Source organism: Nitratireductor luteus (genome assembly GCF_026162365.1).
GTDB lineage: Bacteria > Pseudomonadota > Alphaproteobacteria > Rhizobiales > Rhizobiaceae > Chelativorans > Chelativorans luteus.
This window is the reverse complement of record NZ_JAOANW010000013.1, coordinates 70375-93122: the sequence shown is the minus strand read 5'-3', so window position 1 is coordinate 93122 and position 22748 is coordinate 70375. Positions and strand designations below refer to the sequence as shown.

General features: G+C 61.2%; 32 protein-coding genes and 1 pseudogene. 9 read left to right on the top strand and 24 right to left on the bottom strand.

Going from position 1 to position 22748, the window contains the following annotated elements:
- Positions 1 to 221 precede the first annotated feature (221 nt).
- The gene (locus tag N1058_RS18025; protein WP_265518994.1) at positions 222 to 464 is read left to right on the top strand and encodes a hypothetical protein; all 243 of its coding nucleotides are present in this window, start codon (positions 222 to 224) and stop codon (positions 462 to 464) included.
- Positions 465 to 650: 186 nt separating this feature from the next.
- Here the strand turns inward: N1058_RS18025 and N1058_RS18020 are convergent, their stop codons facing one another.
- Positions 651 to 1034, bottom strand: coding sequence for a hypothetical protein (locus tag N1058_RS18020; RefSeq protein WP_265518993.1), 384 nt, complete (start codon positions 1032 to 1034; stop codon positions 651 to 653).
- Positions 1018 to 1799, bottom strand: a pseudogene (locus N1058_RS18015) (IS5 family transposase). Before N1058_RS18015 ends, N1058_RS18020 begins: the two are co-directional and overlap by 17 nt.
- 95 nt (positions 1800 to 1894) lie before the next feature.
- On the opposite strand from N1058_RS18015, the gene N1058_RS18010 reads away from it, so the two are divergent.
- A complete protein-coding gene (locus tag N1058_RS18010; RefSeq protein WP_265518992.1) occupies positions 1895 to 2299 on the top strand; it encodes a RidA family protein in 405 nt (134 codons plus the stop codon).
- Positions 2300 to 2324: 25 nt separating this feature from the next.
- Here N1058_RS18010 and N1058_RS18005 read toward each other — a convergent pair whose 3' ends face one another.
- Entirely contained in the window at positions 2325 to 2510 is a 186-nt protein-coding gene (locus N1058_RS18005; protein WP_265518991.1) for a YegP family protein, read from the bottom strand.
- A 325-nt stretch (positions 2511 to 2835) separates the two neighbouring features.
- Here N1058_RS18005 and N1058_RS18000 point away from each other — a divergent pair, with 325 nt between their 5' ends.
- The 6 genes from N1058_RS18000 (at position 2836) to N1058_RS17975 (ending at position 5027) form a co-directional block, all read left to right on the top strand.
- A complete protein-coding gene (locus N1058_RS18000) occupies positions 2836 to 2967 on the top strand; it encodes a hypothetical protein (protein WP_265518990.1) in 132 nt (43 codons plus the stop codon).
- Positions 2968 to 3100: 133 nt separating this feature from the next.
- Positions 3101 to 3328, top strand: a complete 228-nt coding sequence (locus N1058_RS17995) for a hypothetical protein (RefSeq protein WP_265518989.1) — start codon at positions 3101 to 3103, stop codon at positions 3326 to 3328.
- Positions 3329 to 3589, top strand: coding sequence for a hypothetical protein (locus tag N1058_RS17990; RefSeq protein ID WP_265518988.1), 261 nt, complete (start codon positions 3329 to 3331; stop codon positions 3587 to 3589). It abuts the gene before it with no gap.
- 32 nt (positions 3590 to 3621) lie between these two features.
- Positions 3622 to 4368, top strand: a complete 747-nt coding sequence (locus N1058_RS17985) for an SOS response-associated peptidase (RefSeq protein WP_265518987.1) — start codon at positions 3622 to 3624, stop codon at positions 4366 to 4368.
- Positions 4365 to 4655, top strand: a complete 291-nt coding sequence (locus tag N1058_RS17980; RefSeq protein ID WP_265518986.1) for a hypothetical protein — start codon at positions 4365 to 4367, stop codon at positions 4653 to 4655. The genes N1058_RS17985 and N1058_RS17980 overlap by 4 nt, the downstream gene beginning before the upstream one ends.
- Before the next feature lie 135 nt (positions 4656 to 4790).
- Positions 4791 to 5027, top strand: coding sequence for a hypothetical protein (locus N1058_RS17975; RefSeq protein ID WP_265518985.1), 237 nt, complete (start codon positions 4791 to 4793; stop codon positions 5025 to 5027).
- A 75-nt stretch (positions 5028 to 5102) separates the two neighbouring features.
- Here the strand turns inward: N1058_RS17975 and N1058_RS17970 are convergent, their stop codons facing one another.
- The 5 genes from N1058_RS17970 to N1058_RS17950 all read right to left on the bottom strand — a co-directional run bounded on the left by N1058_RS17970 (position 5103) and on the right by N1058_RS17950 (position 8154).
- Positions 5103 to 5939 carry a DNA adenine methylase gene (locus N1058_RS17970; protein ID WP_265518984.1) on the bottom strand — a complete coding sequence of 279 codons (837 nt, stop codon included), beginning with the start codon at positions 5937 to 5939 and terminating at the stop codon, positions 5103 to 5105.
- Between the two features lie 159 nt (positions 5940 to 6098).
- Complete coding sequence (locus N1058_RS17965) at positions 6099 to 6470, bottom strand: hypothetical protein (RefSeq protein ID WP_265518983.1); 372 nt, start codon at positions 6468 to 6470, stop codon at positions 6099 to 6101.
- 168 nt (positions 6471 to 6638) lie between these two features.
- Positions 6639 to 6935, bottom strand: coding sequence for a hypothetical protein (locus N1058_RS17960; protein WP_265518982.1), 297 nt, complete (start codon positions 6933 to 6935; stop codon positions 6639 to 6641).
- Complete coding sequence (locus tag N1058_RS17955) at positions 6911 to 7057, bottom strand: hypothetical protein (protein ID WP_265518981.1); 147 nt, start codon at positions 7055 to 7057, stop codon at positions 6911 to 6913. Before N1058_RS17955 ends, N1058_RS17960 begins: the two co-directional genes overlap by 25 nt.
- A complete protein-coding gene (locus N1058_RS17950; protein ID WP_265518980.1) occupies positions 7057 to 8154 on the bottom strand; it encodes an N-acetylmuramidase domain-containing protein in 1098 nt (365 codons plus the stop codon). The genes N1058_RS17955 and N1058_RS17950 overlap by 1 nt, the downstream gene beginning before the upstream one ends.
- A 77-nt stretch (positions 8155 to 8231) precedes the next feature.
- Here N1058_RS17950 and N1058_RS17945 point away from each other — a divergent pair, with 77 nt between their 5' ends.
- Positions 8232 to 9371, top strand: coding sequence for an acyltransferase family protein (locus N1058_RS17945; RefSeq protein WP_265518979.1), 1140 nt, complete (start codon positions 8232 to 8234; stop codon positions 9369 to 9371).
- Between the two features lie 2 nt (positions 9372 to 9373).
- On the opposite strand, the gene N1058_RS17940 is transcribed toward N1058_RS17945, so the two are convergent.
- From N1058_RS17940 to N1058_RS17865, 16 genes are all read right to left on the bottom strand, one after another.
- Complete coding sequence (locus N1058_RS17940) at positions 9374 to 10468, bottom strand: sialidase family protein (protein WP_265518978.1); 1095 nt, start codon at positions 10466 to 10468, stop codon at positions 9374 to 9376.
- Positions 10465 to 11103 (bottom strand): hyaluronate lyase N-terminal domain-containing protein, encoded by a 639-nt coding sequence (locus N1058_RS17935; RefSeq protein WP_265518977.1) that lies wholly within the window; start codon positions 11101 to 11103, stop codon positions 10465 to 10467. The genes N1058_RS17940 and N1058_RS17935 overlap by 4 nt, the downstream gene beginning before the upstream one ends.
- Positions 11100 to 12152, bottom strand: a complete 1053-nt coding sequence (locus N1058_RS17930) for a hypothetical protein (protein WP_265518976.1) — start codon at positions 12150 to 12152, stop codon at positions 11100 to 11102. The genes N1058_RS17935 and N1058_RS17930 overlap by 4 nt, the downstream gene beginning before the upstream one ends.
- Before the next feature lie 37 nt (positions 12153 to 12189).
- Entirely contained in the window at positions 12190 to 15282 is a 3093-nt protein-coding gene (locus tag N1058_RS17925) for a phage tail protein (RefSeq protein WP_265518975.1), read from the bottom strand.
- Positions 15283 to 15708: a DUF6950 family protein gene (locus N1058_RS17920; RefSeq protein ID WP_265518974.1), complete on the bottom strand. Its 426-nt coding sequence runs from the start codon at positions 15706 to 15708 to the stop codon at positions 15283 to 15285.
- Positions 15705 to 16397: a hypothetical protein gene (locus N1058_RS17915; RefSeq protein ID WP_265518973.1), complete on the bottom strand. Its 693-nt coding sequence runs from the start codon at positions 16395 to 16397 to the stop codon at positions 15705 to 15707. The genes N1058_RS17920 and N1058_RS17915 overlap by 4 nt, the downstream gene beginning before the upstream one ends.
- A 2-nt stretch (positions 16398 to 16399) precedes the next feature.
- Positions 16400 to 17059, bottom strand: coding sequence for a hypothetical protein (locus tag N1058_RS17910; RefSeq protein WP_265518972.1), 660 nt, complete (start codon positions 17057 to 17059; stop codon positions 16400 to 16402).
- Positions 17059 to 19113, bottom strand: coding sequence for a tail tape measure protein (locus N1058_RS17905; RefSeq protein WP_265518971.1), 2055 nt, complete (start codon positions 19111 to 19113; stop codon positions 17059 to 17061). Before N1058_RS17905 ends, N1058_RS17910 begins: the two co-directional genes overlap by 1 nt.
- Positions 19114 to 19116: 3 nt before the next feature.
- Positions 19117 to 19320, bottom strand: a complete 204-nt coding sequence (locus N1058_RS17900) for a hypothetical protein (protein ID WP_265518970.1) — start codon at positions 19318 to 19320, stop codon at positions 19117 to 19119.
- Entirely contained in the window at positions 19317 to 19700 is a 384-nt protein-coding gene (locus N1058_RS17895; RefSeq protein ID WP_265518969.1) for a hypothetical protein, read from the bottom strand. The genes N1058_RS17900 and N1058_RS17895 overlap by 4 nt, the downstream gene beginning before the upstream one ends.
- 35 nt (positions 19701 to 19735) lie before the next feature.
- Positions 19736 to 20164, bottom strand: a complete 429-nt coding sequence (locus N1058_RS17890; RefSeq protein WP_265518968.1) for a phage tail tube protein — start codon at positions 20162 to 20164, stop codon at positions 19736 to 19738.
- Between the two features lie 28 nt (positions 20165 to 20192).
- Positions 20193 to 20591: a hypothetical protein gene (locus tag N1058_RS17885; protein ID WP_265518967.1), complete on the bottom strand. Its 399-nt coding sequence runs from the start codon at positions 20589 to 20591 to the stop codon at positions 20193 to 20195.
- Position 20592: 1 nt separating this feature from the next.
- Positions 20593 to 20922 carry a head-tail joining protein gene (locus tag N1058_RS17880; RefSeq protein WP_265518966.1) on the bottom strand — a complete coding sequence of 110 codons (330 nt, stop codon included), beginning with the start codon at positions 20920 to 20922 and terminating at the stop codon, positions 20593 to 20595.
- Positions 20923 to 20934: 12 nt separating this feature from the next.
- Positions 20935 to 21129, bottom strand: coding sequence for a hypothetical protein (locus N1058_RS17875; protein ID WP_265518965.1), 195 nt, complete (start codon positions 21127 to 21129; stop codon positions 20935 to 20937).
- A complete protein-coding gene (locus N1058_RS17870; RefSeq protein WP_265518964.1) occupies positions 21129 to 21590 on the bottom strand; it encodes a hypothetical protein in 462 nt (153 codons plus the stop codon). The genes N1058_RS17875 and N1058_RS17870 overlap by 1 nt, the downstream gene beginning before the upstream one ends.
- A 90-nt stretch (positions 21591 to 21680) precedes the next feature.
- Entirely contained in the window at positions 21681 to 22712 is a 1032-nt protein-coding gene (locus N1058_RS17865; protein ID WP_265518963.1) for a major capsid protein, read from the bottom strand.
- Positions 22713 to 22748: the final 36 nt, after the last annotated feature.

The following is a 22748-nucleotide window of genomic DNA, read 5'->3' as shown; positions in this document are numbered from 1 at the left end:
CAGTCGCAGTTTGGAAAGCAGAACGAAGCTGGACGGTTTCCCGGGAGTTGTAGTGGAAGCCAGGTACGGTGGAGATGCAACCGCTCCTGACCGCACCAATTGATATCAAAGGAGAAAATGGCCGCTTGCGTGCGCGACCGCTGTCAATGGATAGATCTACCCATGGGCCTCAACCGCGGATCTAGCCACTCTCCCTCTGGAACCACAAAGGAGACGCGGCCTTGGTAGTTGAGATTCGGAAACTTGCTGAAGATGAAACCGGCGCATGGGTGGTGGTTTCCGCTGACGACGATCCCAGCATCTATCTTGGGTTTGCACCGTCATCGGTAGCCCATGCAGCTGCGTGGCTGCTGCGCCCCGAATGCTTGATCATTGGGCCGCCAGCAGATGATTTGCAGCGACAGGCGCAGCAATACTTCTTGGAAATGTTGCCCGGCCTGATTGAAAGACAGAAAGCACCGTAGTGAGCGCCGTCGCCTCTGTCGGATGCCACGATAATTTGCCTTTTTGGGCATAGCGTTGCCCTTAAGGCAGCCTTGTCGACCTATATAGCCGGTGACCAATCATTCATGCGCAGGGCGAGCGGGCGAGCGCTATTGCGTCTTTCAGGAGCGGCAAAGTTCGACCCCGAGTTCGCCGTTCAACGTGCATTAAATAACTATACCAAGTAGGCCCGCCAGTGCTGCCAGGGCAGCAAGAGCGAGTGCTCCGATGACTGCACCTGCTGCTTGTTCGGAAATCCATAGGAGCGTGCTTTTGGCAACTTGCCAAATATGAGCAGGCCGCATCCATTGTAGCTCTTTTTCTGAGGCGATCTGCAAAATTTCAGACCTGGCAATCTCCACCTCTTCGGAAGACATGTCACCCAAATCGTTGGAAGTTCGAACGCTTTCTTCCAGTTCTTGGAGGGCGGCTTTAAATTCTTTGAACGCTGCGGAATTGTGGTCCAGACTGACGATACGATCAGCCGCCGGAACAGGAGCATTTTCAAGCCTGCGCTTGAGATCTTCTATCTCGCTAGGCCCTGTTGACAAAAGACGGGAGCCAGATCCTCACGGCGGCTAGGCATAGGAAGCCGAGGAAAGATTTAGCGGTCTTGTCGTAACGGGTTGCGATGCGCCGGAACTGCTTGATGCGGTTGAACATGCGCTCGATCCGGTTTCTGTCCTTGTAGGCGCGATAATCGCAGTTGGTGGGAGCCCTCCGATTGGACCTGGGCGGAATGACCGGCAGGATACCCTGAAGAAGCAACGCTTCGCGGATGGCGTCGCCGTCATAGCCCCTGTCGGCGAGCATCAGGCGCGGTCGGCCAACTGGCATATTTAGCAAGGGCTCGAAGGCGTTGTAGTCGGAGGCTTCGCCGCCGGTCACGACAAAGCCGAGAGGGCGTCCCTGGCCGTCTGCGCGCGCGTGGATTTTGCTCGTGAAGCCGCCGCGGCTTCGACCAAAACCCTCCTTATGAGTCCCCCTTTTGCGCCGGCTGCCTGGCTATGGCCCCGGACGGATGTGCTGTCGACAATGTGTTGCCAATCGTCGGTCAAACCCAGTTCGACAAGCGTTTCCAGAAGCGCATCCCAAACGTCTTGCTCGGCCCATCTGCGGAATCGGACATAGACCGAGTTCCACCTGCCATAGCGCTCGTGCATGTCCCGCCATGGGCAGCCCACCCGCAGCACATGCAGCATACCGTTGAGATAACGCCGGTTGTCCTGGGCTGGCCGCGCCCAACGCCCCCGTTCAGGCGGTAGAAGCGGTTCGATGATGGCCCATTCCTCGTCTGTCAGATCCCCACGCGCCAAGAATGCCTCCCGCAAAAAGCATTCTTGAATCAGACGATGACTGATTTGTCATCGTTGAATTACTATCGACCCCGAACTCGTCGGGAGAGCAGGTCATGAAGTTTGACAGAGAGCTGATTTCAAATGGAAATCCAATGGAGGCGATTGTCGGATTTAGCCGTGCGGTCAGGGTTGGCCCGTTCATCTCAATCGGCGGAACCGCACCAGTCGGACCAGACGGCAAGACCATAGGCGTGGATGATGTTGCGGCCCAAACCCGTCAATGTATTGAGATTATCAAGGCCGCCCTCGAACAAGCCGGCTCCGGCCTTCATGATGTCGTACGAACACGAGTGATACTCACGGACATCGACAACTGGAAAGCCGCCATCGATGTCCGGAGGGAATACTTCAGGGATGTTCGGCCGGTGGATACAATCATGGCCATAGATCGATTTGTGAACCCTGAATGGCTTGTCGAGCTTGAGGCCGATGCCGTAATCTCAGGCTGGGGTGAATAGTCGTGTATGCTGGGGCCAACTTTTGTCAACAGGGCCTAGTCAAATCCTCGACAGGCGCGCTCGGAACATTACTCTTGAGACTATCGATTAGATTTTGAGCTGAGACCTTGCTTGAATATCCTTCAGAAGCCCACATGACCTCAGAATTGTATTTGAACCTCACACGGAATTCGCCTGCTTTATCTCTGTATATTTCGTACCTGTGAGCCACACATTTTCTCCATCGATCTTGAAAGCTCGTTGATTCCAGGCGGATTTATTGGACGTAAAATGAACACTAAAGTGTGTGTCTATTGCTGACAATCGACCGGTCGTGAACGTCAGCTTTCTCATTTTCGTGTCCGCTTCTCGACCTACGTCACCGCAATCTGGCAGGCCTCTACGGCAAAAAGAGTAAAATAACTGCTAGCGCCAGCATCCGACCCTTTATTTTCAATGCGTTATGATGAGCCCAGGGCAAAAAAGCGTGTCACTTTACAGCCTCTACCAATCTTTGCGCGCCCTGATATTGTCGCCAACTTTGCGGGGGAAGACGAATGGCCGACAGTATAGACGCATCCGCCCAACTCATATTCGAAGTCGAGACCGGCAAGGACTGGTCCACGGCCGACGAGGACGAGCGCCGCGTCTGGCGGGCGAAAGCGCGCGACCTTCAGGACGGCATCTAGGGACCGTGGCCCACGCACCTTATGCCCCACACGCCTCAATAACGCCGTCTGTGAAACCAGAACATAAATAGAACAAACGCTGGACTCGTTCGCCGGATTTTGCATAGGATAAGCTTCCTAACGGAGGCTTCCAATGACGATCCGCGCTGACCATCCCCTTGCCACCGCCCACGACATGAGCCAGTGCGCCGACGATCCCAATCAGGTGGCGGCCGACGAGATCATCCAGGCCTGCGGCGGCGATGCGCGCGAGGCGGTCAAGGCGCTGCTGGGCGCCAATGAATATCTGGAAGGACGGGTGCAGGCGCTGGAGGCCGCGGTCAGTTTCGGCTATGTGCGGGCCGGGATCGGCAGGAAGTAGATGGCCCGGTCTGTCTCCTACACCACATTGGACGAGCTGATAGTCAGCCACTTTTCGCTGACCGCGCATTGTTGCAATTCCAAGTGCCAGCATTCGAACGACCTGGATCTGATGGATCTTGCCTGGAAGCTCGGCCCCTATCACAGCTGCGGGGCTGATGGTCTCGAGCCGAAACTGCGGTGTACGAAATGCGGCGGCCGGCAGGTCAGCATCAAGGTCAATCCGCAGTTTCTGGAGAATCGCCAGCGCGGCATCTACTAGCCGAGATGCCGGCTCCGCGTTAATCTGCCGCCATGTGCAATCTCTATAACCTCACCTCGGCCCAGAGAGAGATCATTGCTTTCACGCGCGCCCTGCGCGACCTGGCGGGCAATCTGGAGCCGTCGATACAGGTCTATCCCGATCAGCCGGCGCCAATCCTCCGAAATGCGTTGGACGGCGAGCGCGAGCTTGTCCGCGCCCGTTGGGGCCTGCCATCTTCCAAGCAGGCCATATTCAACGCAGCGAAGAAGCGGGCCGACAAGCTCCGGGCGAAGGGCAAGGAAGTCGATTTCGACGACCTGCTCAAGATGGAGCCAGATCGCGGCACGACCAATGTCCGCAAGACGGACAGCAGGCATTGGAAGCGATGGTTGGGCGTGGAAAACCGTTGCGTCGTCCCGTTCACCAGCTTCGCCGAGCCCGATCATGCAAGCGCGAATGGCGGCCCGGTTCCCAATGCCTGGTTCGCCCTGGGCGAGGATCGGCCGCTCGCCTTCTTCGCCGGTCTGTGGCTGCCGGAATGGTCGGGCGTGCGCAAGATCAAAGAAGGGTGGATCACGGCGGACCTGTATGCCTTCCTCACCTGTGAGCCTAACGGCATCGTCGCGCCGATCCACGGGGCGATGCCGGTGATCCTGGCCACCCAGGAGGAAGTGGAAACATGGCTAACCGCACCATGGGATGAGGCAAAGGAGCTGCAACGCCCCATCCCCGACGATCAGCTCGTCATCGTCGACAAGCCGGAGATGCCGGAAGAGGCTCAGGGGAGCTTGCTATGAGCCATAAACCGCGACTAACGCCCGAACAGGACGCAGCGATCTACGAAGAGCTACGGCCAGAGCTACCGAAGATCAGGAAGGTAGTGGACAAGGCCGGCCGCCAGATCGAGATGCTATCCGATATCGGCCAGGTAGCGGCCATTGTGGAACTCACTATGGAAGTCATCCTGCGGCACGTGCCCGATGAGGACGCGGCGCTTGCACTGTCCGATCACTTGCGGTCGCAGGTGGATGTTGGCATCAAGATGGTGTTCACCCACCACGAAGCCCCACCGCATCAGCAGTAGGCCCAAAACGTAAAAAGCCCCGCCAGCCGTAAAGGCCAGCGGGGCAGAGCATTGTGTCGTCAATACCGGAATCTGGTGATGGCACTCATTGAAACCTCGCGCCAACATCGTCCATGAAAAAGGAGGATGTTGCCGATGCCAATCAAGATGAGAACTCTTGCGGAAGACGCTACCGGCGCGTGGAAGGTCGCATTCGACCTCGACGAGCTGCATCTCTACATCGCCTTCGCGCCGCCAGGCTGCGTGCCCGATCCTGTTGATGGCATGACCATTGAGGATTTCCTCATCACGATCCCAACCAATGCACTGCAACAGTCCGCACACGGTGCCTTTCTGCAGCTGTTGAGCAACGGGATCGGCGAAGAAAACTAGAACGACAAAAAACCCCGCCAGCCATGAAGGGCCAGCGGGGCAGCTATCCAATGTTCAATGTGGAATCGGCTCGATTCAATCAGGCATGTTTGCAACCACTGGCTCTTTCCTGTCCATGACGATTACCTCCCTTACGTCGCTGCCTTTGCCGCCGGACACCGTATAGGTGACCGGAACCGAGACAATTTTGAATGCGCCAAATATTTCCCTCACCTCTGGTCGATCGTTAAGCGACAAAACAAATCGGCCCGATATGGAGGCGAGGTGCGCCGCAATCGACAAGAAGTCTTCACGTTTGAACGCGTCCTTTCCGTAGTCGCACTCATTCCCGAAATATGGTGGGTCGAGGTAGAACAACGTCTCCGGGCGGTCGTATCGAACAATGAAGTCCAGCCAGTCGAGATTCTCGATCACTACGCCGGCCAACCGTTCATGCACCGCATCGAGGATGGAACTCAGACGTGTCAGGTTGAACCTTCCGCCGCCTGTTACGTCGACGCCGAACGACCGCCCCCTCACCTTCCCCCCGAATGCCAGTCGCTGGAGATAGAGAAATCTCGCCGCACGCTCCAGATCCGTGAGCGTCGTCGGATCGCAGGCAGCGAGCCGTTCGAATTCCCGGCGAGACGTAATCTGAAACTTTAGTGTCTCCATAAACTGCGGATAGTGGCGTTGAAGGATGCGAAACAGCGTCGCCACATCCCCTGATCGGTCATTGACGACTTCTGATCGTGGCGCCAAACGCCGGCGGAAAAAGACACCGCCCATGCCAACGAATGGTTCGGCATAGACCGAATGCGGAATTTGTTCCAACAACGATGAAATACGGCCGGCAAGTTGTTTCTTTCCTCCAAGGTAACTGGCCGGTGGCGACACCGGCTCCACCGACTGAAAGCAAAAATTCTCCTGCATAAGGATTCCTTCAGAATCATCGCCGCATCTTCACCCGGCCCGCGAGGGCCACGGGTGCGGCATCTGTTCTGTCGGCATGCTGGGCGGGTTTGGTGTACAGCTATTCCCGCCGATCTGGAGTGGCCGCTCCAGATCCTCCCGTGGGTCACACCATCGCATTCAAGGCGGCGGCCGGCCGGTCAGATAGGTGTAGGCGCCGACGATCCAGCCGGCGACCGTGATCACGCCGATGCCGATCCTCCACACCCACCGGCCCAGCGTGCCGGCGCCGCGCACCTGCTCGCGCATCTTGAGATATTCGTCGCTGGTCGGCCGGATGGCCGTCACTTCCTTTTCCAGCGTCTCGAGGCGATGGCTGATCAGCAGAATGTCCTTGGCTGTTGCCTCGTGAGATTCGTGAAAAGCCTTGCGGCTGTCCCGCGCCGATTTCAGCTCCAGCCGGATTTCGGTGGTGAAGCTCGAAAGCATCTTCTCCAGCGAGTTAAAGCGCTCGTCGAGCCGCGCGACCTGTGCTTCTGTGCTGCCTGACATTCACCGTGCCCCTATCGCGCTCTAAGTTCCGCGCGCCGCTCCGCGCTTGCCTTCGTGTGCCGCTCGCATTCGAGCGAGGTGTAGACGCCGGTGGCGCAGCCGCCGGCGACGGTGTCGTCGATGCGGTCCTGGTCGGAGAGCCCGAGGCCCTTCGCCCCCGGCAGGCTGTTACCGATCGCCAGCCGCAGGCCCGGCGCACTTGCCGGCGCGGAAATCCCACACCCCGCCAGCATCGACACAATCACGGCGAGACAGGCGAGCCTCCCCACCTTTGAGACCTGCTTCATTGTTCTGCCTTTCGATTTCGCTGCGCACCTCGTCGGCGCCCTGGTGTTTGATGAACTCATAGACGCCCCAGATCACGCCGGCCGCGAGCATGACCGCGCCGATCCAGACGAAAGCCCGGTTGATGCCAAGCGCATTGGCGATGAAGGCAAGCATCACCAGCACCCCCTGATCAGCCACGCGATGGCGCCGAGACCAAGCAGCGTCACCGGCCAGAAGCGAAGCGCGATGCGCCAGGCGAGGCCGATACCAATGCGAACTATGAGCGCGCTCCAGAAGGCCGTATCGTTGCCGCCGGCCATCAGGCGGCCCTCCCCGCCGCGATGTCGCCCTCATCCGTCTGGCGGCTCTTCCACCAGCCATAGAGGCCGTAGACGGCGAGCCCGGTGCCGATCACGCCTGAGACCGTAAGCAGGCCGTTGGCGACCATCTGCGCCGTCTCGAATTCAAGCCCGAACAGATTGTAGCCAAGGTCGGCCACCTGATCGCGCACGGCCATGACGATGGCAAGGGGCCCGAGCCCCTTGGCCGCATCCTTGACCTCCGTCACATCGGTCACCCGCTCCTGCCCCGGCCGCTCCTCCGGCGCCAAGCGATAGGTGCTCAGCGCTCGCATGGTCTCCGGCCCGGCCACACCGTCCACATCGAGGCCGTTCGCCTTCTGAAAGGCCCGCACGGCGTCCCTGGTGGCGGTGCCATAGTCGCCGTCCACCTTCACCGAATGACCGGCGCGGACAAGCAGCGCCTGCAGCTCGCGCACCCGCGCGCCCTTCGAGCCCATGCGCAGCATGCCGGTCGCGGCCGAGACGGGAACATTGCCGGAGATCCGTCGATAAGCCGCCGCCATCTTCGTTTGATAGCCGTAGCGCGCGAAAGCCGGACCGTTGTAGCCGCGAGCGAAGGCACTGAAATCCTTGCGCTGCAGCTCGTCGACCAGGCCGAACTTGACGATGTATTTCACCATCAGTTCGATCTGCCCGAGCGCCGAGCTGCGAGCCTCCGCCACCAGGCCGGAAACGTTGCCGTAGCCGAGCTTCTGCCAATGGGCACCCATCACCTGGCCGACGCCATAGGATGCACTTTCGAACGCCGCCTGCGCATCGATCCTGGCGGCACGTTTGAGCAACTCCCAGCGAACGGCCTGGCTCCTCGGGTTTTTCACCGCACCGGCCTTCGGGTGCGCCAGCCCTGCCGCCCGCGCCTGGTCACGCTTCCGGCCCGTCAGCCGGCGATCGAAGTAGTGACCCTCAAAGCGGATCAATGGCTCATGCCGGCCGCCGACCTCGGCGAAAACCTTACCGGCGCTCTCGACCTCAACCACGGCCAGCAGCACGGCCGGCTCTACATTCAGGCGCACAGCAATGCGCTCGACCGCGCGAACGGTCGCTTCATCGAACATGGGGATGTCCTTTCAGATTTCGGTGTGATTGCACTCAGAAGTAGCTTGCTGCTACTGTCGAAGGGCTGGGGGAACCTTTGACAATCCTATCGACCGATCCTCGACCGCGACTCGATTGGCTGCAGGCTCTGCGCGGCATAGCCGCTCTTGCAGTTGTATTAACTCACACACGCCGGATCTTTATCGGCTCGCCTATGTCGATAGAGGCCAACGACATATTCTTGCCGTTCGCGAGTGGTGTCGACCTGTTCTTCGTGATCAGCGGCTTCATTATGGTCTACACGACCTACGGGCAGAACGGTCCACAATCTGCGGCAGCCTTTGCGCGCAATAGGTTCCTGCGCATCTGGCCGGCCTATTTCGCCGTGAGTCTGATAGCGATGATGATTGCCGGCGGTTTCGCATTCTGGCTTGACGGTCAGATGCTTCGGCAATTCCTTTTGTCCATAGCCTTTGTTCCGGTGAATTCAGAAGGAATTTTCAGCGGCCAGGCTCTGAGCGTCGGATGGACGTTGAATTACGAGGTTTACTTCTACCTCGTGTTTGGGCTGGCATTGCTGGCCGGGCGCCATCGATGGACAGTCATGGCAGCTTGGTTCATCACCACGCTTATATTGATACCTTTGCTCTTTCAGGCACCGTCCCTTTGGAACCCGCGAGCCAATTTTGGCGAGGTTTCCTATCCCTTCGACTATATGCTCCTGGCAACGAACCCGATCATTTGGGAATTCGTCGGCGGAATGATTGCCGGCATCATCTTCTTTTCGCCTTTACGGATGCCCAGCAGGATGACGGCCTACGCGCTCGCTGTAATTGCGATCTGTCTTGCCGTCGCAAACGCCTGGTTCTTCTACCTCTATCTCTCTCTCGCGATCGGTTTTGGCTTTGTCTTGCTCATTGCCGCACTCGCGATCGCGAGCAAAACAGTTGAACTGGCTGTACCGCGATGGATGAGGTGGCTCGGGGACATCTCCTACACGCTCTATATCGAACACTTGATTGTCATCGAGTTGATCAGGCAGGTTCTGGCCCCACCCACCAGTCTAGCGATAGGAGCCGCGGCGTTTGCCGTGACGGTCGGCACTTGTGTTTTGATTGCAGGCCTGACGTCGCCGCTTCTTGAGCGACGGCTGCCAGAGGTCTTCAAGTCGGCGTTTCCGTACCTCCGCGCTCAGGCAGGCAGGGATCGATCCAGAGTGGCGAAATCCCCTTCCTGACCCTATTCAAATGCTGATAGCTCCACACGGCTGATCTCGATGTCCTCCTTGTTGCGGGAGTAGATCACCCAGAGATAGCCGTCCCTCTCCAGGAACTGCGGATACTGATAACCCTCGCGGTGGAGAGGCGGGTCGGGTGGCTCCCACCCCCACTTCGGGTGCGTCTCCTCGCCGCGTAGGATGTACATTCTGTTGTACGTGAGCCCGTCGTCTGAAACAGAGAGCATGAGCTTGCGGCGACCCCAGGGAACGCTGGCGTTTGAGGACAGGATGTACCGGCCGTCCGACAGCCTCATCACCGCCCGCCGACCTGCCGCATCCCGAAAGTTGGTAGGCAGAGGTGGACTGATAGTGCCACCATCGTTGGTCGAGAACGATCGAAGCAGCACACGAGGATTCATGTCCATCTCATTGCGATACTCATAGCTGAGGATGCTGCCGTCGCCGATCGGCAGGATGGTTGCCTCGTTGAGAAGAACTCCCTCCGGCGACGGCACAATGATGCGTGTCCAGTCTCCGATGTCCCCGAGGATCATCTGCGTCCTGAAGTGCTTGTCTCGACCCGTTGCGTACCACTTACCTGTCCGCAGCTTTATCGGCTGCAGGTCCAGATGGCAGTTGTCACATATGACCTGATACTGGTCCCAGCCCGAGCCATTCCAGCGGTTCCCCCGGAGAGCGAGACTTGGTCCGTAGTAGGTGGGGCCCTCCGGCCTCGTACCAACCTCTGCGTGACGGTAGAGCGCCCAGAGCTCTCCCTCGCGCTCCCAGAGACCGGCCGAGCCCTCGGTCCATCCTGTCTCAGCGACAGGCGTGACGTCCTGAACTGGAGCCCACGTGATGCCGTCTGGGCTCGTGGAGCATACGATGTGGTTTCCAGAGTTACCCTCGTTGGTCCCCTGCGTCCAGATCGCGATGAACTGGTTGTCGAAGAACGTGATGAACTGGTTCATGTTGAAACGAAGCGCGATATCCGGCGCGCTGTAGATCATGTACGTGTCGACTGGAATGACCGGAAGCAGATCGATGTTCAGAGGACTCTGAATGTTGCTCATCATCGGTCTGAAGCCGGCATATACTGTCTCTGCCAGGTTCATGCGGGCACCGTCATGTAGGAATATCCGCCGATGATGGTGGACGTGTTTGTGAAGTGGGTATCGTTCAGAGTGGCTGCCTGACCGGCGCCAAAGCTGCGAAGATACACGCCCGTACCGCTACTGAAGAACCCGGAGATGCCAGTCCCTGGAAGAGCCATACCCGAGTAGAAGCCTATGCTCAGTACCCCTCCAACTCCCATGAAGTCCGTGTGAATTGGGAACGGAAGTCCCTCCAGGGCCGCATCTCCCACCGAAGTTCCCTTGTTTGTGAGCTTAACGCGAAATCCTCCAACCACCATGTCGCCGATTCGCACAGCACCGCCAGTTTGCCCCCCAACATCATAGGTGATGCCATCCGAGGCACCTCCGAACGAAATGGACGGGATCATCGGTTCAGCCGTGTATCCGGCGTTGTCGACCCACTCGCGTGAGCCACCCTCACCAACAGCAAGGATCTGCCCTAGCGTGCCGCCCGCCACCAGCGCCTCCGGTGCGAGAGGATGACCGCCCGCCGTCACGCCGTCGTGAACAACGGGAACATTCTTGTCGGTATCGATGGTGATCTCGCCGAGCGCGCCGGTGAAGGTCGCGTGCTGCGCTGTCGTGCCTCGGCGGCGCTGGATCTGGGTGCTCATGCGATTGTCCCGTAATCTCGAGTTTCTGTGGCGGCTTCGGTGATGAGGCCGTAGTCGCGGGGAATGTTGAAGGAGCCCGGAAACAGCGACCATTCGGTAGCGCTGTCCCTTGGTTTCGCATTCGTGCTGGGTGCTATGGCGATCCAGACGGCAGTGTCGTCCAGTGCGTCGGGATCGGTGACGAGGTCGCCGACAGCGTAGGTGGCGCCAGGATCCCATGCTCCCTTCCAGCCGACGCCGACCGGACCCTGCGGCCCCTCGGCGCCCTTAACGTTGATCGCCTCGGCGGCCGTGAGGACATAGCCGCCCGGCCCGATGTACATCCCTATGCCTGGCGGCTTGGTCCCTTCGCCGCCGATGAAGTCGGCGATCCGCACCACGGTGCGCGCGGCCCCGTCCGCGACAAGCTCTGTCTCAGCCGCCCAGCCAGCATCGCCTTTCGCGCCCTGCGGAATCTCGAACTCCAGAACGGCAGCGGCATTCGTTCCGGAGTTCGTGACATTGGCTGGCTGGCCAGGAGCAAGCGTCGTGGTGGAGCCGACAGTGACAGTAGCGGCATCGCCCTTCGGTCCAGTGTCGCCTGTCGGCCCCTGCCCGTAAGCGTTCGGGCCCGCCCAGTCTCCGGAGGTGTTGGACGCCTTGACCCAGAGCTCGAAGGGATCGACGTCAATCTGCAGGAACTTGAAGCCCAGCGGCTCGCCGTCGTAAGTGACCCGCTCGGCGAGGGAGCCGACCGCGTCGAAGTCGACATAGCTCAGCGCCTCCAGGCGCTTGACGATCTGCGCCAGTCTGTCGTTCGCCTCAATGGCGCTCGCGGCCGCTGCGGACTGGCGGTCGATCGCATAGATCCGGCCGGTGTCCGTCGTGCCGGGCCAGTTGTATCCCAGCACCAGCTCGGTGTCGGAGTTCACCTGGAGGATGGGGATCGAGATGCCCTGCGACGAGAACAGCCCTCCCGTGATCAGAAACAGATCCCATGCGGTGCCGTCGCCGGTGACAATGGCGGAGCCCGCCGTCACTGAAACCGTGCCGGTTGCGTAGATGGTCATGGATGATTTACCTCAATAGAAGACGCGGCGCGACGGTTCAGCGGCGCTGGGCGTAGACGTGCAATCGCCTCTGGGACACATCGAAACCTTGTCCAGGCGCGGCACCCGAGGCCAGCATCTTGACCTCGAATGTATGGTTGCCACCGGAAGGCGAAAGCCACACAGCCTCAGAGTAGAACGGGGAATACCGGACCTCTGTCGCCGTCAGCAGCAATCCGTCGACGTAATAATTGATCCGGGGAATGTGGTTTAGATTGCTCGTCACTGCGCTGAACAGCATCCTCACCACCAGGGCGTCATCAGGAACATTCAGCGTCACGCTCGCCATGGTCACGAAGCTGATGTCGGTATGAAGCGGCGCGCCATCATAAAACGAGTTGCTGACGTTGATGGCGGAGCCGGCCAGCTTGATCGTGTCGACGGAGAGGTCGCCAATGTTCGCACTTGTGGCCACGAAGTTGTTGACCACTGCCGTCCCTATATCAGCCCAGCCTATGATAACATTAACGATGTCGGCCCACTCTGCCTTGATACCGTTCAGAGTGGCGACACCGTCTTCGAATACGATAATGCCGACCTTCTGGTTTGCATTAGCGGGATTCGCAAAGAAGACCTTGTCAGCCTCGAACGTCCAGAATGCCTCCGTTGGCGTAACATCCAGATATGCCCCGCCAGTGCGATAGGTGTCGCCCGCCGTCGCCTTACCTTGGATGGTGAACCGCGTAGTCACTCCGGTCGGCCCGGCACCGGCAAGCCACCGCATCAACCCCTGCGCCGTTCCTGCGTCGGCTATGGCCTGAACTGCCGTGATGTCTGAAGCGAGGGCGTCGTCGGCCGTTACTCTGGCCTGTTGCTCCTGAACAATGGACGCGGCATTGTCATCCACGTTCGCCTGGACGGTCAGTATCTCTTGCGCCAGAGCCTCATCGCCGTCCACACGAAGCACGCTCTCCCGCGTGATCGAAGCCGCGTTGCGTCCAATCGCCTTCTCGTGACGCTTGCGGTCGACGATGTCGTCCACATTCGCAGACCCGACATTGGCCGCCAGCGTCTCCATACGCTCGAAGATTTCGTCAGCCTCGGCCCACCTGTCCTTGAGGTAGTCTCGAACCTCCTGCTGTAGGCTGGCCAGATAGACCGAGATGTCATCCGCGCCAAGCCGCACGTCAGGCGTGGTGACGGGGAGCCACGCCGAAGGTAACGTGATGCGACCGGAGTAGGGAATGTACTGCCCAGTCACCTCATATAGCGTGTCCGGAAGGAACACGCCGTTTAGAATGATTGAACGAATCTGATCGTCCGGCCCCGGCTCCCCGTATGGCTCATCCGTCGAATAGACGATGGCTTGCGTTTCGGCCAGGCGCACCACCACGCGCACGAACTGAACATCGTCCAGATCGCCGGCGAAGAAGGCCTCTATCGATGGACGCCGCGCCTTGCCGGCGGCATCGAAGAAGGTTGCCGGCGCCACCTGAAATCCGGTCGCCAGCTGCGCCGGCGTGTGGATCGGGCCCAGAAAGCCGGTCGAGGTGGGCTGCTGGTCCGTCGCCGGGTTCCAGCCGTAGTCGGATGGATTGATCTCCTTCAACAGCACGAGCTGGTTCATGCCCGGCTCGCCCTCGATGCGCACGACGAGGAACTTCTTGTTCGTGTAGCCGTTGCTGGCCGATGTCCACGACACGACATCGTTGGGCTCCAGCAGCCACGCCTCGGGCGGCAGGAAGAAAGAGTGGATCCGGAACCGCCGCTCCTCCTCGATCATCGCCTTCATCAGGCGCTGCACCTGGATCGCGAAGGGCGATGCCGCGAAATTCACCCCCGTGGCAAGACGCCGGTTGCCGTCCTCGGCCTCCAGCACGGACGAAAAGCGCGCCGGCGCATCCTTTGTGCGCCACATCTCGGCCGGTTCGGGATAGGTCGCCTCTATCCCGTTGTACGTCTCGCCCAGCGAAGGGAAGGGCCTGAGGCTCTGACCCTTTGTGATGACGGTATCGGCATCGGAGAAGGAGTAGACCGCCGCGCCCGGCGCGCCCACGAGAACCTTGAAGATGCCGCCCACCTCGGCCAGGCGTGCGGAAGCCCCTTTGAGCAGCTCCTGTGCGACCGCCAGCGGCTCCATGTCTCCACGGATCTCATAGCCGCATCGAAACTGGTTTTCCTGTCCGCCGCCTTCGAGCGGGATCTGCGCATCGCACTCATTGGCCGCAGCCATCCAGCTTGACGCAGGCAGGCGGAAGGCCGCCAGGTCTTGGCCGCCATAGAACCACTCGCGATAGCCGGCGCCATTGTCGTAATAGATGCCGCGAATGATATTGTAGGCGACGACGGCGTTGTTGTTCGTCGGCTCCCACGTGCTCTGATCGTGCCAACGATGGGCGCCGGAGCCGCCATTGGTCGAATCCTTGCGCAGGTCGTAGAAATGCAGCAAGGGTGGCTCGATCAGCCACTCCATCTGGCCGCGGAAAATGTCGCGGTTGACCAGCGCCGTGACGATGACATGCGGGCAGCCGCGCCCGATCATCGTTTCCTTCCATGGGCGGTCCGGATGGTTGCCGAATTTCGCGCGCAGGTAGGGGTCGGCTACGGTCTGGGTGCCGTCCTTGTACCAAACCCACAGATGGTCCTTGCCGTTCTGGCGGAATTCCTCGACGGGATAGCCCTGCTCGGTTGGCGGCTCGCCCCAAAGGATGGTGCAAAGCTCGCCATTGACCCAGATGCCGGGCTGGCCAGGCGCAGGCAGGTTCCCGATCTCGATGACGTCGGTCAGATACGCATTTGGCGTCTTTCCGTCGCGGCCCCACGAGCCGGCATATTTGCGCGTGCCCGCGGTGGCGAAGCTGCCAACGACCGTGCCGACAGGCGCATCGTCTCCGATCTCCACATCAATCTGTACGCCGGTCGGCAGTTGCTCCTGATCCTTTTGCAGCGCGCGTTGGATCAGGCTGTAGCCCACCTGAAGGGCCAGCGTGAGCGCGCCCTTGACGAGCGCGCCGAGGAAGCCGCCGGCGGCGATGACTTTGCCGATGCCGGCGGCGATCGCTCCGATGGCGGCAACGACGGGGCCCGCATCGGCATGCGCCGTCGCCGCCAGCAGGAGCGCCAGCGCTGTGATGAGGATGCGAAGGATCATCTATCCTACCCGGAAGGCCCGTGTTGCCTGAAGAAGGTCCATCGTGCCCATGGCGGTTTCGGTGAGCACGAAGACGCGCTCGCCATTGACGATGCCGAGGGAAAAGCCCAGCGCCGTATCGTCGGGGAATGCCGCGATATCGCCGATCCGCGCCAGGCCCGGATGGATTTCCGGAAGCATCGAGGCGATCAGATCGGCGATATTGCCGAAGCCCTCATTGCGCATCACGCGCACCGCGCCGCGATAGGACCGGTATCGGCCGCGCCAGGGCGCCGCAGCATCCTCGCCCGTCATGGCCAGCACCATGTTGCCGATGAGCCCGATGCCGCATTCATGGTCTTCCCACGAAAACGGACGGAGCTTTATGGCATCGATCTCCGCCTCGAAGCGGGAGCGCCAGTCCGGCAGGCGTGTCAGCACCGTCATGTCTTGCGCATCCCACTGAAAAACTTTTCGTCAAACTTGCTCCGACTGGAAGCCGGCGGGGTGCCCTGGGCTTCTTCGCCCCAGGGCACGCGCCATGTGCCAACGGAATTGGCATAGAGGCCCCATTCATCGCCCTGGCGGCGCTTCTGGGCCTCATAGCTGCGCTTCTTCGGATTGGTCCGCGTCAGCATCAGGATGCCATCGGAACGCACGGCGAAGGGAATGCGGCTCTCGCCGCCGACGGCGGCCGTCTCGATGGGCGCCTCGTCGATCTGCCCGAGAAACTCGACTTCTGCCGGCGATACCGGCAGCCTTGTATCGGGATCGAGAACGCCGGTGTGGATTTCGACGGGCGCCAGGCGCGCATCGTAGCCGCGCACCATCAGCTGCACGGTGCTGTCGATCGCGGACACGGAGACATCGATGGTCTGGATCGTCATATCGGAGACGCGCGGGATGTTGCCTACCTGAAGGTCGACGCCTCCGACATAGGTACGGGTGACCGGTAACCCCGTCTGCCCGCTGATCACATCCACGGTGATGGTGTCGTCGCCGCTCCAGAGACCTACTTCCTCCTCGCTGCCGTCGACACGGTCGCGGACGGTCACCCAGAAGAACTTGCGCGGCAGGATGCCCCGGTCGCGCGCGCCGGTAAGCGCAGCGGCAAATGCCGGATTTGGGTTTCGCATGGTTAGCCTGCCCTGATCGACTGCAAAGCGGTGAAGGTGATGGAGGTGGTGCCGTAATCGTCGCTGACGGGAGGCTGATAGCTCCCTGGTACGATGATCATCTTGGCCGCCGGCTTGATGAGATTCACGGGCAAGCCCGTCTCAACCCCCGGACGGAAGTGCGGGCGCACTTCGAATTCTGGCGTCAGGCCCGTGCCATCGGCAATCACGGTCTCGCCAATCCGGTGAAGCGCCCGGCGTGCCGGGTCGGCATAGTCGAACGCCAGCATGTCGCCCCGTGACAGCACGTATCCGGCCGGCAGGCCCGTCACCGCCATCGCCCTATTGTTGGCGTTAAGGCCGGCGATCGTCGGGGTCGCCGCACCCAGGATCGACCCGTCAGGGTCGGCGCGCGGGTGAGACGTGCGCGGATCGTAGAGGTAGAAGGTCTTGAGCACCCCATCGAGGCTTTCGATCATAGCCTGGATGTCGACAGCATCGTCACTGAAGGCGGGGAATAGCCGAACATCGGTCGTCCACAAGGGCTCGGCTAGGTCGGCACCGATGATCTGCCCGGAGCCCAGACCCGACAGCTCCTGGTTATCGCGCAGGCGAAGCGGCGCGGCGGCGACATTGATGATGTCCTGAAAAACATCAGTCGCCAGAGGAAAGACCGGAGCCATCAGCGCATCCTCGGGTTTCTGCTGATCTGCTGGAACCGGTCAGGCAGCGCCTGATTGAAGTCGCTGACGGCTTTACCGCTCACCTGGACGGCAACATCCTCGCTTTCGGCGCGGATCGTCGGGCGGAACATAGGTCCTTCCTCGCCGATCACATGCAGGGTGATGCTGCCATTGATACCGCCAGAACGGCCCGCATCACTCATTGTCTGTTGCGCGGAATAGAGCCCGATGTCTCGCCCGGCATTGATCGCCTCAAGCATCGGCCGGAACTGCCGCGCCGGTCCCGCCTTCACCACGAATTCTTCCTGATGCACGGCGCCGGCGATCTTTCGCGGATCGCCATTGCCGGTCCATCCGCCGGTATTGAACAGACCAATGGCACCAGCCGCGATCTTGGCGGCCGACGATCCGCCACCGCCACCACCCAGCAACCCAGCTAGCGGGCCGGTGCCGAGCAACGCCGCCTGCGCTGCCGCAAGCGCCAGTTGGAGCGCCAGGCGCTTGACCGCATCTTCGGCCTTCAACGAGTTGTCGACCATGGCCGTGAGCGCGTCGCCGCCCATCTGAAACAGATTGTCGATCGACTCCAGCCGGTCTTCCTGCGCCTTCTTCAGAGATTCCTCTGCCGCCTTCTGCGCTTCGATCTGGGTGACCAGATCGGCGATCCGCTCGCCCTCGCGCGAGGCCGCGTCGGCGCCGGCATTACGCAGTTCGTTGGCAATGCGCTTTTCGACCTCTGTCTTGCCCAGCAGAGAGAGCTCGTGCTCCAGCGCATCGATGACGCGGGCAAGCGCCTCGGCTTCCTTGTCGCTCGTCTTGGTCGACGACTTCGAAGCGGTCTCGGCCTCCTTGCGGGCCACCGCCTCTTCGGCCAGCGCGCGGGCCTGCTCCTGCGTCAGGGTCGCGCCCTCTGACGAGGCATCGTTGAGGATGCGCTGCGTCTCGGCCGCTATGGAGCGCTCGCGATTGGACAGCGCCAGTTCCTCGCGAAACTGGCGCATGAAATCGGCGGGGGTACTGTTGCCTTTGGCGCCCGGCTTATCGGGAATGATCGTCCCTGCGGCAGCTTCACCGGTGGCTGCGCCGTAACGCTTGCGAAGGGCCGCGACCAGTTTCTCGTCGGCGGACTCAATGGTGCCGGCGAATGCATCGCGGATACGCGCATCGCCGTCCTTGCCCATCAGGAAGCTCGTCGCGCCGTCGCCGACCAGCGCCCGGGACAGGTTGCGGAACGAAGGATCGTTCATCAGATCCTGCATTGCGCCGGCTGCGGCATTCATTTCGGCGGTGAAGCCGCGCGCGCCTTCCGCAAGGGAGACCAACGCCCTTTTTCCGAGGGTCTCGAATTGGGTCCATGTGGCGGACCACTTCTTGTCCAGTTCGTCCGCCCTGGCGATGATGTCCCTGTCCAGCACGACGCCCAGCTTTTGGGCCTGCTCGCGGTTCTTCTCCAGGCCGTCCGCGCCGTCTTTGAGCGTGTTCACAAGCGCAGCACCTTCGGAATCGAAGGCGACGAAAGCCAGGCGCAGCTTGTCCTGCTCATTGCGGGCGTTCTTGATCAGGTCGGCGTAGTCGGCGAGAACGTCCTCCTGCCTCCGCAGGTTACCTTCCTGGTCGCGCAGCTGGACGTTGTTGGCTTTCAGGATCGCTGCAAGATCGTTGTTCGCCCCGGCCGCCACCTCAGCGATGCGCCGTGCGAAACGCTGCATGGCCATATCGACGGTGCCGATCGTTACACCGGTCTGCTCTCCCTTGAAGCGCAGTTCCTGCAACGCGTCCGTGGTGAGACCGACTTTGTCAGCCACATCGCCGATATCGGCGATGTCGGTGATCATCTGCCTGACCTGCGACAGCCCGACACCCACCCCTAGAGCGCCGAGCGCGCCCTGCACTGACCGTAACGGCGCCAGCAGCGACGTCGCTTCGGTGCGCACGCGACCCAGGGAAGCGCCGATGCTGTTGGCGGTCGTCCTGGCATCGCGCTTGATCTTGGCCCATGCGGCATCGATACCACCGGTGTCGCCACCAATGCGGTATCGGAGATCGTCTGCCATCGATTACCCCTTCATCGCACGCTTTCGGTCGCGCTCGGCGAGCGCGGCCTTGGCCGCCTCATATTCGTCCCGCGACGGCGGCTTTGTTTTCACCTTCTTCGCGCCACTGGAGATTGCCCAGCCTTCCCAGGCCGCGCGGAAATATGCGAAGCCGGTCGACCAGAACTCATCTTCCGTCCAGTGCAGCACGCCGCCGGCGAAGCTCATCCACTGTCCGAAGGGGAGACGCTCGATCGGCCGATCGCGCTCGCCAGCAGGCCCAACGCCAGCGCCTCCCTGCCTCTTTCGCGATCGGCCTCGGCTTTTTTTGCCTCGTCTTCCTCCTCCGGCGTGAGGCCGGACACTGCACCGGAGACGGCGGCAAAGACGGCCGTCAGGCCCGACATGCCGTTAACGCGCGGCCATATCGCCTTGACCTGGTCCTCGCCCTTGAGGATGAGGAGTGCGGCCTTCAGGGTTTCCGGCTTGCGGGCGAAGAGTGCATCCTGCAACGCTTCCAGCGTCTCTGTGCCAGTCTCCGACATGAGCCGGGCGATCTGGTCGAGCGTGGCTTCGACCTTCACCGGCTTCCCGCCTGGGAGCTTCAATAGGCGCTCCCCGCGCCATGGGTTCGCGGCCGTCATCACAGTGCCGTATAGGTGATATCGCCGGCCGCCTGGACTTCCGTCGAAAAGTTCATGTCGTTGTCCAGGTCGCCGGAGAAATCGAAGTTGGGCAGCACCCAATCGCCTGTGAAATCGCCGTAGCCCGGAACGAAGACACGATAACCGGTGAGCACGGTCTGATTGACGGCGGCGTCAGCGAGGAGCTTTCCGGCCGTATCATCCTCGAAGATACCTGAGCCGGTGAATTGCACATCCTTGCCGCCATATTTGCGCTTGCGGATGGGCGGCAGCGAGCGGTCGGCGCACTGCGATGTCTTCGATTCGATGATGTCATTGAGGATGCGGAAGTTCGTCGTGTTGATGCCGCACACATTCTCCCAGTCGTCCGGCGCGGGCTGGCCGGTCGGGCGCTGGATGATGAGAAGGCGGCCGAGAACGGTTGCCATGGCTAGTTGCTCCTTCGCAAAGGCGGGATCAGGAAACCCGCAGGTTGTAGGTCAGCGTCATTTCCCACACGGGCGTCTCGCCGCCGGTGTAGGGGGTGATATCAGTGCGCGCATGGGTGGCGTCCTGTGCGGTGCCGCCGAGCGTCGGGTCGGCGTCGAGGGTCGCCTCGATCCATTCGGCCGCATCGTCACAAGCCGTATCGCCGTCATCGGCGACGGCAATGTAGGCAGCGACGGTCAGCAGCGGCTCGCGCACCTTGCGCTGGGCCCCGCGCGAGGTCGGCTCGCTCGGAATTGCCATGATCACGCACGGGCAATCGTCGATGGCGATCTCGCGCCCCCTGCCCTTCTTGACGGTCCATCCCGGCGGCGCGGCCGCCTCGAGCATGGCCAAGACGGAATTGCGAATAGCGGTGCGCGGATGCATCTCAGGCCTTCTCCAGCTCGCAGCGCACCATGCCGCGCCCATCCGGCTCGGGCTGGCATATCTTCCAGGTCACACCCTTGAACACCATGGTGTCACCGTCTTTCAGGCCGGGAACATCGGTCTCGGCAAAGGAGGCCTTCGGCCTCATGCCGGACACGCCGGATTCGCCATATCCCGAATCCGGCGCCACGCTGCCGAAGGGCCCGCGCGCGATGACGCGAATGGGACCCGGCAGCGGGACACCGCCGATGGTCAACTCGCATTCCTCGCCGAGCGTGGAGAGGAATGCGTTCGGCATGGCGCCGAAGACGGGATGGGGCGGAATGGTCATCGAATGCGCCCGTCAGTCTGCTTTCGGTGCGGCGACCGGGGATGCAGCCTTCGGCGCATCATCCGGCAAGCGACCGAAACGGCGGTCGAATTCCGTGGCCTTTTCCTTGGTCACGGTGGCGGGTTCGCCTGGCGCGACACGCTTGCGGTCCGCGCCATAGACGGCAACCGGCCAGCGGCCGGTCACAGTTTCAGAGGCCTTTGCCATCACTTCGACGCTCCGCCGGGCTTCTCGAGCTCGCCAACGCGAGCTGCGAGGTCGGTGTTGTCATCCCGCGCCTGCGTCAGAGATGCCTCCAGATTCGCAACTCGTGTGGCAAGGACCTCATTGTCTTCCTCTAGTTGCCGCAGCGAGGCCTCCTGATCACGCTTTTCGGACGTTAGTGCCGTGTTCTTCTCGGCGAACTCCTTGGCGCGCGCAGCGAGGATCTCTTTATCCTTCTCAAGCTGGGCGACGGTCGCCTGCAGCTCTTTGTTCTCTGCAGTCGACCGAGCCAGCTTCTCATCGTCGGAGGCAGACTTGCCCTGCCATTTGCCGAACTGCTTCTCCAGCCGTTCTACCTCGTCCTTCGGCAAGCCCGTCTTGCCTCCAATCGGAACGGCATCGCCGGGAGCGTAAGACGTGCTGCCCAGGTTTACGGTCGCATTGAAACGGTGCTTGTCTGCCATTGGTTTTCTCCTTGATCCGAGATGCATCGCTGTGTCTCCCGCAACTCTCCGCCCGCACATGCTGGCGGAGAGCTGAAGGCGGCACAGGGCTCAGCGCACAAGTGCGAAGAGGGAAGCGTTGGGCTCCGGCATGATGGGCAGCGGAGCCGCCTGCGTCTGGACAACCGTGCGGCTGGGGTTCTTCTCCGTCCACATGTCGGGGAAGCGCTCCAACGAAAGCAGCGCCTCGTTGTCCAGGATGGCGCCATAGGCAAAATGGCCCATGAAGCCGTAGGGATCGAAGATGCCGACACCATAGCTCGGCCAGAAATTCTCCTTGACCCCGGCGATGGTATAGGGCTGCGAGTACTGCACGAACGTCAGCTGACCGATGGTACCGAGCACGGTGTAGTAGCGGCCCTCTGCGCCGGTCGAGACCGGCCCCAGCTGGAACACACCACCGTCCTGGCGTCGGTTGTCGAGCGCTTCCAGGAACCGCAGCGACTTCTTGAGCAATCCGGCCGCGCCAGGCCCGAGAATGACGGTCCTGGCGGTGAAGCCGTCCGTATCTGCAAGCAGCTGCACCCATGCCTCGACGTCGTCAAAGGGATCGATGCCGACTTCGCCCCAGCGGGCCGCGCCGGCCAGCGCGATGGTCAGCGCCGGGTCCCTGCCGTAATCGACCGTCTGCGTCGGATAGTCGTCGCCTTCGACGATCACCATGCCGGTGCGCAGCGCCTGACTGCACATCGATTCCTCGCGCCGGGTGATCCGAAGATCCTGATCATCGACGATAGTCGCGAGGTTGTAGGCGTAGCGCGCCGCCGGCGACATGTCTCCGGCGATGCGCTCACCGGGAATGCGGATCATGTTCTGGCGAGGACGCAGGGTGTTCTGCGGCTTAACGTATGCCGGCGTGAAGCTGGTGGCCTGAAAACCGCGATTGGCGGAATCCTTTCCCGGTACATCAGGGTGAACGAAGGGAGCGAGTTCGCGATCCGGCAGGATCTTGTCGAAGACGATCTCTTCCATGTCGGAAAGCACCACGGTGGTGAACATGGTGCTGCGCAGGAATGCTTCGGGCCGATCGCGCGGGGGAAGAACGGCGATCAGCTCCGCAGTGTTGAGTAGGATATTGCCCATTGTCATGACCTTTCTGGTTCGGCCGTTTTCTGGCCC